This is a genomic window from Alteromonas sp. CH_MED4-4, from assembly GCF_037029575.1.
Lineage (GTDB): Bacteria > Pseudomonadota > Gammaproteobacteria > Enterobacterales > Alteromonadaceae > Alteromonas > Alteromonas macleodii.
On the sequence record NZ_JAYMEU010000053.1, the window covers coordinates 1 to 8842 of the forward strand.

Below are 8842 nucleotides of genomic sequence, written 5' to 3' on the forward strand. Positions count from 1 at the left end.
CGCAAACTGGCATTGTCTATGTAATCCAGTAAATATTGCGCTTTGACCAGTCGATTATACTCCGTCAGCGCCTGTAAGGGGTTTTGCGCCCATCCCCTCGAAATCGGCATTAGGAATTAAAACATTGAGTCTGTTATGATTATGAAAAAATAATCAGGACTATATGCCATCGCTGCTGAACAAACAAAACGCATTCAAATACTCACGTCGTTTGAAGTCAAAGAACTTTATGCTCTCCCCAACTTTAGTCACTCCGACAGAGAAGACTACTTTTCACTCGACAAGGAAACTCAGAAACTGGTCAATACGTTGAGGCAAACAGAGACCAGAATCTATTTTATCCTCTTATTGGGTTATTTCAGATCCAGACCAATAATTTTCAATTTTACATTCTCAGATGTTGAACCTGACTTTAACTACGTTAAAGCAAAATATTTCAGCGATAAAAGCGTTCAAGATGAAGATATTCCACCGCGAACCAAAACAGCGTTAGTTAGAAAACTTCTGACTTATACAGGCTTCTCCGTTTACCAGAGCAAGAATGACAAGGCACCTTTACTCAAAAGGCTCAATGTCGTTGTTAAAATCAATCAAGAGCCAAGATATGTGTTTGATGAATGCATTGCTTACTTTGGACAAAACAGGATTGCGTTAGCTGGTTATACGACACTTCAAGATATCATATCGAGTGTACTTTCTAGTGAGCGTAGTCGCATTGAGTCTGTCCTGAACCAAAACCTAGGCAGTGATACAAAAGCTACGCTTCTTAGATTGCTTGATTCCAAAAGCACGTTCACAGATCTCGCTATGTTAAAGCGCATGGCGAAGGATTTTTCAGCCAGCCAAATATCACAAGAACTAAAGACGCATAAAATCATACGTGCGCTTTATCCAGAAATTAAGACACTGATTGCTGAATTAGAGCTGTCACCGAAAAACCTTGAATACTACGCGTCTTTAGTAAAACACAAGTCGGTTTATAAGTTAAAAAGACATGCTGATAGTCAAACCTTGTTATATCTTGTTTGTTATCTATTCTTCAGGTACCGCGAAACTAACGACAACCTCGTTTCTGCATTTATCTATCTCGTCCGAAAGCTTGCTGAAGGAGCAAAGAGTCACGCCAAACAGGGAGTTATCGAAGATATAAACATTGTCAGAACAAAATTGAAATCGGCTGGCAGTCTGCTGAATTACTTCATTGACAGCGATATTGACGATGCATTGACCTTTGGCGATGTACGCAAAAAAGCCTTTAAGTTGCTACCTGCTGAGAACATTAAATTGCTTAGCGAACATCTTGATAGCAATGATTTTGATGGGCGTAAATATGAGTGGCAATTTATTGATAAACAGTCAAGCAAGGTGAGTAAACTTCTACGCTCCTTGTTCATGGCCATAGACATTGAGTTTATCCATTTAAAAGATGATTTACATAATCAGTATGTAACGTTGCGCTCTGAACTCAGTGAATGCAAGGCTGTTAGAACCATCAACCTAGACTTGGTACCCAAAGGTGACCGAGGGTATTTGCAAGGAGAAGTTTCTAAGCAAATAGCTATTCGTTTTGAGTACTTCCTGTATCGTAAAGCAGAGCAACTATTTCAAAACAATAGCCTTACCGTAAAAGAGAGTGTCAATAATCGTAGTCTGAGTTCAGATTTAATCCAGCCAAAAGAATGGCAAAACAAAGACGATATTATTGAAAATACAGGGCTTGATAAACTATCAGCACCAATTAACCAAACCTTGGATGAGAAGCAGTATCAGCTTGAAGTGAAATTGAAAGAGGCTGGCACACATATATTCAGTGGTGACAACAAATACGTCGAAGTTATACCTGGTAAGTCAGAACTAAAATGGTCTATCCCAAATAGCCGCTGGCAACAAACGGTTGATAACCCTCTCTATAATCAAATTCAGCATATGGGTATTGTCGAGCTTATGCTGTTTGTTGACGAAAAAACTAATTACCTCAATGCTTTTACACATATCGCTACCACAAAACAAAAATCATCAGTAGACAAAGAAGATCTGGTTGCCTGCATACTCGCCAACGGTACGAATTACGGCCTATATAAAATGGCCAATATCTCCGACCGTTCGATGGGAAAGTTGCGCAGTGTTAATGATAGTTACATCAGATACGAGACGCTGAAAGAGTCTAATGATCAGATCTCTAATGCCATTGCTATCCTGCCAATATTTGCTTACTACCATATTGATGACAATCAGTTATTTTCAAGCATCGATGGTCAAAAATTCGAGTGTAGGATCAACACCTTTAAAGCCCGTTATTCATCCAAGTATTTTGCCAAAGGCAAAGGTGTCTCAGCGCTGACGTTAGTGTCAAATCATGTGCCAGTGAATACTCAAGTTATTGGCGCGAATGAATATGAAGGTCATTTTGCATTTGATTTGCTTTACAACAATACCTCTGAGATACAGCCAAATACGTTATCCACCGATAACCACGGCACGAATAACGTCAATTTCGCTATTTTAGATTTCTTTGGCTACACCTTTGCGCCTCGATACGCAAAAATGAAACGAGTGTTTTTTGACTTATTTGAAGTTACTGAAGAAGAAGGTGGCCGAATTCAGTTAAAGAAAGACGTTAACTATAAATTAGTGGCTGAAGAATGGGAAAACATTCAACATATCCTTTGTTCTCTTAGCCAAAAGACAACTACTCAAAGCACCATCATTAGAAAGCTCAGTAACGGCAAGAGTCGCACGTTGTCAGCTTTGCATGAGTATGATCGTCTAATTAAAGCGATTTACGTTTTGGAGTACGTTGATAGCTCAACACTACGCCATTATGTTCAGCAAGCGTTAAATAGAGGGGAAGCCTATCACCAGTTAAAACGAGCCATTACCTCAGTCAATGGTAATAGATTTCGTGGTGGTAACGATTATCAGGTGTCTCAATGGAATGATTGTGCGCGGCTCATTTCAAACTGTATTATCTATTATAATTCTGCCTTGTTATCAGCCTTTTTGAAGATCCAAGAAAGAAACGGTAGACAAGATGTGGTAGATATTATTTCTAAACTATCACCGGTTGCTTGGCAGCACATCAACTTGAACGGAGAGTATGCCTTTAACAAAAATCGTAAAGCGATTGATTTGGCAGGTTTGCTTAGTGGTGTGGAGCCTCTGCAAAGTGAATAATAGTTCAATGAGTTGCTTTCTTATAATCACATTGCTAAATAACGATAGAAAGTTGCTTTAGATATAGAAAGTGAATTACAAATAGACTCTATAGAAAGTGAATTATTTTGGTGCATCTGCTTTGCCATCTGGACTTTAGGGTTGTTGATACCGATTTTAGGTCTACCGCCATTCCGTCCTCGTGCTCTTGCAGCAGATAAACCAGCATTGGTCCGCTCTTGGATTAATCGTCTCTCAAATTGCGACAATGCACTAAATATATTGAACATCAACTCACCTGAAGCTGTTGTTGTATCAATAGCACCGTCCTGGATCGATTTGAATCCAATGTCTTTTTCAACTAATGACTCAATCAAATTGATCAAGTGAGACATTGAGCGGCCAAGACGATCTAATCGCCATACTATTAAAATGTCTCCAGATGACAATGTATCAAGACATTTATCTAATCCTGGTCGAGTTGATTTTGCTCCCGACGTTTTATCGGTAAAAATATGTTCAGGAGCACACCCGTTGTTCATTAACGCATCGATCTGTAGATTTAAGTCTTGATCAGATGTACTTACTCGAGCATACCCTATTTTGAGCCCCATAATCTTATTTACATGTTGAAAAATGACTTTATGAGACTATATTAAATGAGATGGGTTTATAAAACAAATAGAACCAATAAAATCAGACCGAGCGGAGAAAATACTTTTCACTCTCATAAAACGGTCGTTTTTTAATACTTTCTTGTTTGATGAATTTATTGATTTAGTATTAATTTAATTAGTTTCTTCATTGAGATACTGACGCTATCATTAACACAGCAGTAGGTGTAAATAGAGGAAGTTCAAACGTCGGCGTTGAACTAAAAGGTATTACCATTGCATAGACTTGAGAAAGAGTTGCTCGACTTAGTTCAATCCGATACGCGCATATTCAGGTTTATTGAACACTCGTCATTGGACGGTATGTGGCATTGGGACTTGGAGAACGCTGAACACTTTTTGGTCCATATTTTTCTTGGTCGAAAGATCGGATCTTGGAACAGGCAATTAGTTCAATTTCTTAAACCGAGTTCAGGTTAGTTAGACCGTCAAGTTCCTTTAGTAATCACGCGACTATACTTTAGGTATGGTCGTAGCTCGTGATATCAATTCCCAGCGTTAAGAACTTAGTTAATAACTTTATTACTTTCTGGCAAATTTTTTAAACAACGTCTTTACAAATTTGCAGATCATTTCTATGGTTATTTTGTGGTATGGACTTTCCAATTGGAAAGCCGTATGACGTTGTGTGGAACTCGCCTTGATTTTTTTGAGTTATTTTGTAGGTTCAAGTAAAACATGTGTTTGCTTTAAAGGTCCAGTTATCTGTTAGGCATTGATGTAACTCATTTTCTGCTGTCATGAACATTAGTAGCAATTTGAATTTCTGAAAAAGGTGGGCATCCTATAGACAGGACCTTACCAAGATTAACTTCGCATTTGTTCTTGGTAACTACTTTTCCAAAAAGGACTGTGAAATGCTACAAGAATCTATTGCTGTAAAAGATGTAAGCCCATTCCATATATCAACTCCATCAGAACTACTTGAAACACCTAAAGAATATCAAGATCTCGTTAAGAGGCAATTGACTGCCCATGCTGAAGGGGAACTTTCTGGAGCTGATGACTATGTAAAATTGTTTTACTTTTTGACAAATGACCCCTACGAGAAAGCAGTGTGCTGCGAATTAGCCAAGGATGAACTTGACCACTATCAAAGAGCTGCGGACATTTTATTAGATATTGGTATAGATACGTCATTTATGCTATCGCAAAACTTGAACGATAGAGCGTTCTACGCGACCGAAGCCGTAAAAAGTTGTCGAAATTGGGCTGAAAGAGCATTGATTTCGACTCTTGTAGAAGACGCTGTAATTGATGTCCTAGAGGAAATGGCTCAAAGTTCCTACAGGCCTATTGCTGACATGTGCCCTCATGTTTTAAAGGATGAAAAACTGCACGTTGGGCATGGATTCAGGATTACGAGGAGCATGTGTAAGACGAAAAATGGATTCAAGCAAATTCAAGAAGCTCTTATAAGAATGTGGCCAGTAACACTTGATACCTTTGGCAGAAGTGATTCCCCAAGGTCAGAATTGTACGTGAAATACGGGTTGAGGCAAAAGTCATATTCCGTTGCACGCAACGAATTTGCGGAAAAGGCCAGAAGAAAATTAGAAGCTCTTGGACTTCATGTACCAGACGATACTGCAAACAGAAAGTTTCTCTAATCTTATGCTAGAAGGATTTGCTTATGAAAGATGTTACCAAAAATGCAATATTTAAAAGGCTTAACGGTGACTTTGAATATTATGCTCGTTATCAACGGATTAAACAAATTAGTTCAAGAGTTAGAGTGTCAGAGTATTTAATCACTACAGCGTGCAATATAAGGTGTAAAGGTTGTTGGTTTTTTGAATATGACTTTGACAAAAGAACAAAAGATTTGTCCAAAAAGGATGAAATTAAAAAGTTTCTTATCTCTGAGAGGAATAGAGGTATCAATACTAGTCTGATTATAGGAGGCGAGCCTACGCTCCATCCCAAAAGACTCGAATTATTTGCTGAGATTATGGAGTTTAATAGCATATCAACCAATGGTCTTAAAGCTTTGCCCAAAGAAGGCTTTAAGGATTTTTCGGTTTTAATCTCTTTGTTTGGTGGTGGCTCTCTAGACGATGACCTGCGAGCGATCAAACCTAACGGAAACTCCTTTTCGGGTCTATTTGAGACTGCTCTTAAGAACTATAAATATGATCCGAGAGCCCATTTCATTTTTGCAGTGACTGAAGATGGAATTGCTCATATCGAAGAGACAGTGAGAAAAATATCGGAAAATGGAAATACAGTCTCAGTTAATTTTTATAGTAAGTATGGTACGAGCGATCCACTCCGGACCAAGTACGAAAAAAGATTACTTGATGAAATTTTGCGAGTCAGGGAGTTGTTTCCAGAGACACTCGCTAGCCACCCTTACTACATTGAAGCTATGGTAACAGGGAAAAGTCACTGGGGAGATTTTGGATATGATGTTTGCCCCAGTGTGAGTGTAGACCATCCACAAAATGCTGAAAGAATTAAGAACGGTAATGCTGTACTTCCAGGATTTAATGCCTACGCCTCAGACTGCAAAACGGTAAACTTTTGCTGCACTTCAGGACATTGCGAGGATTGTAGAGACAGCCAAGCTGTAATGAGTTGGATAATGATAAATCAAAAGAGATTCGTCAAAGATGAAAATCTACTCAAAATATGGATTGAGATTGCAGAGAGCTATTGGCATCAATTTGTATGGGCTCATGATTTCCGCTATTCCGCGCCATCATTGCAAACTAGCGAAAATCTTAATCTGAGAAATCAGCACCATCTTCTAAAGGAGGTTGGCTAATGCAATCTATGCAAAGCGTTCAGGAGCAGAAAGAATATTTGCCAGACGTAGGCTACATCATTGAGTCCCAATTACTCTTAAGTGAGAAGGAAGTAGTAGATGGAGCCAAGTTCATTGGCGATTTAAATCCTGTACATAATGACCCAGATAACGAACAAACAATTCGTCTTGGAGGGATTATTGCAAGTGGCAGCCATATCACTGCAGTATTTTCCGCTCTTCTTCCTACTCACTTCATGAAATTTGGTCCTATGCTTGGAGCTCACATGGATGTAAAGTTCACAGCACCGATAAAACCCAATACAATCTACACTATGAATTGGGTTGTACAGTCAAAGGAGTATAAAAAGAGTCTCGGCGGTACAATTTACGCCAATGCGGGTACTATTATCGATCCAGCTGGCAATGTGACAGTTAGAGCAAACGCAAGCATCATCCTCTACTAGAACTATTTAGAGGGGTGTTGATTGCTAACCCGAAAACGCCCCTCAAGTTTACTTGTTATTATTCGTTCTGAAAATTCAGATGCCGTTGAAGCAGCGATGACAAAGCATATCTGCGGCTCAACTACTGTCCATGCTGATGAAAATGCCGCTTATGATGTATTGAGTGCATACTAAAATAGTACCGACTAAACACACCAGTCAATTGATCTACATGTATCAACTCTCGATATGTTTCTAATTGTTTTGAAGTATTCAAGTGTTTAACAAGTCATTGTTGAAGAGTTGAGAGAGATAGTGGCTTCTTTAGGAAGTCGGTAGCGCTCAATACCATTGATGTCTGGTAAGTAAACATCTAGCACAATGATATCTGGTTTATACAATTGGCAAAACTTAACTGCACTTTTACCGTTTGCAACAATACGGATTTTCTTTAATGCTGTGAGGTTGTTTGATATAAGTTCAGAAGTAATGGCGTCATCTTCAACAATCAGAAGTTGACCTGCGAGTAGCTTATTTACATCTTTAGACATGTGGACACCTCACAACTTTGTCTACTAGTAGTAATAGTCTTGGCGATGTCTACCATTAGTCAAAAGACTATTTCACTGTACGCGCAGTTATTGCTTGAACAAGCATGAGGGTCATTCTCACAGCAGAAGCTTTTATCATTTTAGTTATCTATGCCTATTTTTAATTATTTGGCAGTTTTTCGAAGAATTCACAAAAAGCGCGTTCATTTGGCCGTCATCATTCTGATGCCGATTTCGAGGGGATGGGCGCAAAACCCCTATTTGCCATGGTGATTTAACCTCATCGTGGGTCTAGGCATAACAAAAGCAGGCACAGGGACAAATCTTCCGCTGCTCTTCAGGTTTGCCCATGCTTCGGGCGTTGAACGTCTGCTGTCTGTCTCAAGGTGCCTTTGACTCTGTTAGGCGTAAAGACATCAAGGAAAAACTGGGCTCTAATAAACTCGCCCAATATCAATGATATGATGTGATATCCTGCCTACGGAAAATAAACTCTTTATTTGTTCTTGTTAGGTTGGAATACAAAGTTTTTCAGGAACTGTTATGGAAGATAAAGCTGATTTAGAAGTGTTATTTAAAGGCTATTACCGAGCTAACGAAAAAGCAGTTGAAACCATATGGCGGGATGGTCAAATTATTCCAGACGCAAATGTTCTGCTTGATCTCTATCGATATTCTGACGATGCCCGTGATGCATTTCTTAATCTACTAAACAATCATAGTTCACGTGTTTGGTTACCCCACCAAGCTGCTCTGGAATACTTTCAGAACCGACCCTCTGTAATTAATGAACAATCTAAAAACTACGACGCGACATTGAATGATATCAATGAGTTATATAATTCATTCAACCAGAAAAATCGCCACCCTTTCTTACCTCCGGGGTTGTTGAGAGAGGTTGAAGAGTTATTTGAAAAGCTGAACGAGCATCTCGAAAATTCCAAGAAATCACATATAAAACGACTGAATGATGACGAGATACAGGGGAAAATCACCGAGATAATTGGGAAAAGAGTCGGTCAGCCCTTTGCTAGTGAGGATTTGAAGAGGCTCTTTGAAGAAGGTAAAGCTCGGTATCAGAGTAAAATCCCACCCGGCTATGAAGATGCCCACAAGAATGAAAATGAGAGAAACTTGGTTGGCCAGCAGCGTAGGTATGGTGACCTGATAATGTGGAAGCAAATCATTGCTTATGGGGGTTCTAGGGATTTTCCCCTCTAATAAGACATAATCCTCTGTACATGCCGCCAATAGGAGACTGTGGAGGAGTAT

Annotated in this window: 8 protein-coding genes; 6 read left to right on the forward strand and 2 right to left on the reverse strand. The window is 39.2% G+C overall.

All coding sequences use genetic code 11. From position 1 onward, the window contains the following. The first annotated feature begins 198 nt into the window (after positions 1–198). Entirely contained in the window at positions 199–3174 is a 2976-nt protein-coding gene (locus tag WA381_RS20520; protein WP_080653184.1) for a Tn3 family transposase, read from the forward strand. A 26-nt stretch (positions 3175–3200) separates the two neighbouring features. Here WA381_RS20520 and WA381_RS20525 read toward each other — a convergent pair whose 3' ends face one another. Further along, a complete protein-coding gene (locus WA381_RS20525) occupies positions 3201–3767 on the reverse strand; it encodes a recombinase family protein (protein ID WP_015068652.1) in 567 nt (188 codons plus the stop codon). A 917-nt stretch (positions 3768–4684) separates the two neighbouring features. Here WA381_RS20525 and WA381_RS20530 point away from each other — a divergent pair. Genes WA381_RS20530 through WA381_RS20545 form a run of 4 tightly spaced genes read left to right on the forward strand, consistent with a single transcriptional unit; the run spans position 4685 to position 7214 of the window. After that, a complete protein-coding gene (locus WA381_RS20530) occupies positions 4685–5437 on the forward strand; it encodes a Phenylacetic acid catabolic protein (protein WP_015068650.1) in 753 nt (250 codons plus the stop codon). Between the two features lie 23 nt (positions 5438–5460). After that, positions 5461–6594: a radical SAM protein gene (locus tag WA381_RS20535; protein WP_015068649.1), complete on the forward strand. Its 1134-nt coding sequence runs from the start codon at positions 5461–5463 to the stop codon at positions 6592–6594. Continuing rightward, positions 6594–7040 (forward strand): MaoC family dehydratase, encoded by a 447-nt coding sequence (locus tag WA381_RS20540; protein WP_015068648.1) that lies wholly within the window; start codon positions 6594–6596, stop codon positions 7038–7040. The genes WA381_RS20535 and WA381_RS20540 overlap by 1 nt, the downstream gene beginning before the upstream one ends. A gap of 21 nt (positions 7041–7061) precedes the next feature. Next, entirely contained in the window at positions 7062–7214 is a 153-nt protein-coding gene (locus WA381_RS20545; RefSeq protein ID WP_020742482.1) for a hypothetical protein, read from the forward strand. Positions 7215–7300: 86 nt separating this feature from the next. On the opposite strand, the gene WA381_RS20550 is transcribed toward WA381_RS20545, so the two are convergent. Continuing rightward, the gene (locus WA381_RS20550) at positions 7301–7570 is read right to left on the reverse strand and encodes a response regulator (RefSeq protein ID WP_015068647.1); all 270 of its coding nucleotides are present in this window, start codon (positions 7568–7570) and stop codon (positions 7301–7303) included. 543 nt (positions 7571–8113) lie between these two features. On the opposite strand from WA381_RS20550, the gene WA381_RS20555 reads away from it, so the two are divergent. Continuing rightward, positions 8114–8791 carry a PIN-like domain-containing protein gene (locus WA381_RS20555; RefSeq protein WP_156087439.1) on the forward strand — a complete coding sequence of 226 codons (678 nt, stop codon included), beginning with the start codon at positions 8114–8116 and terminating at the stop codon, positions 8789–8791. The last annotated feature ends 51 nt before the right edge of the window (positions 8792–8842 follow it).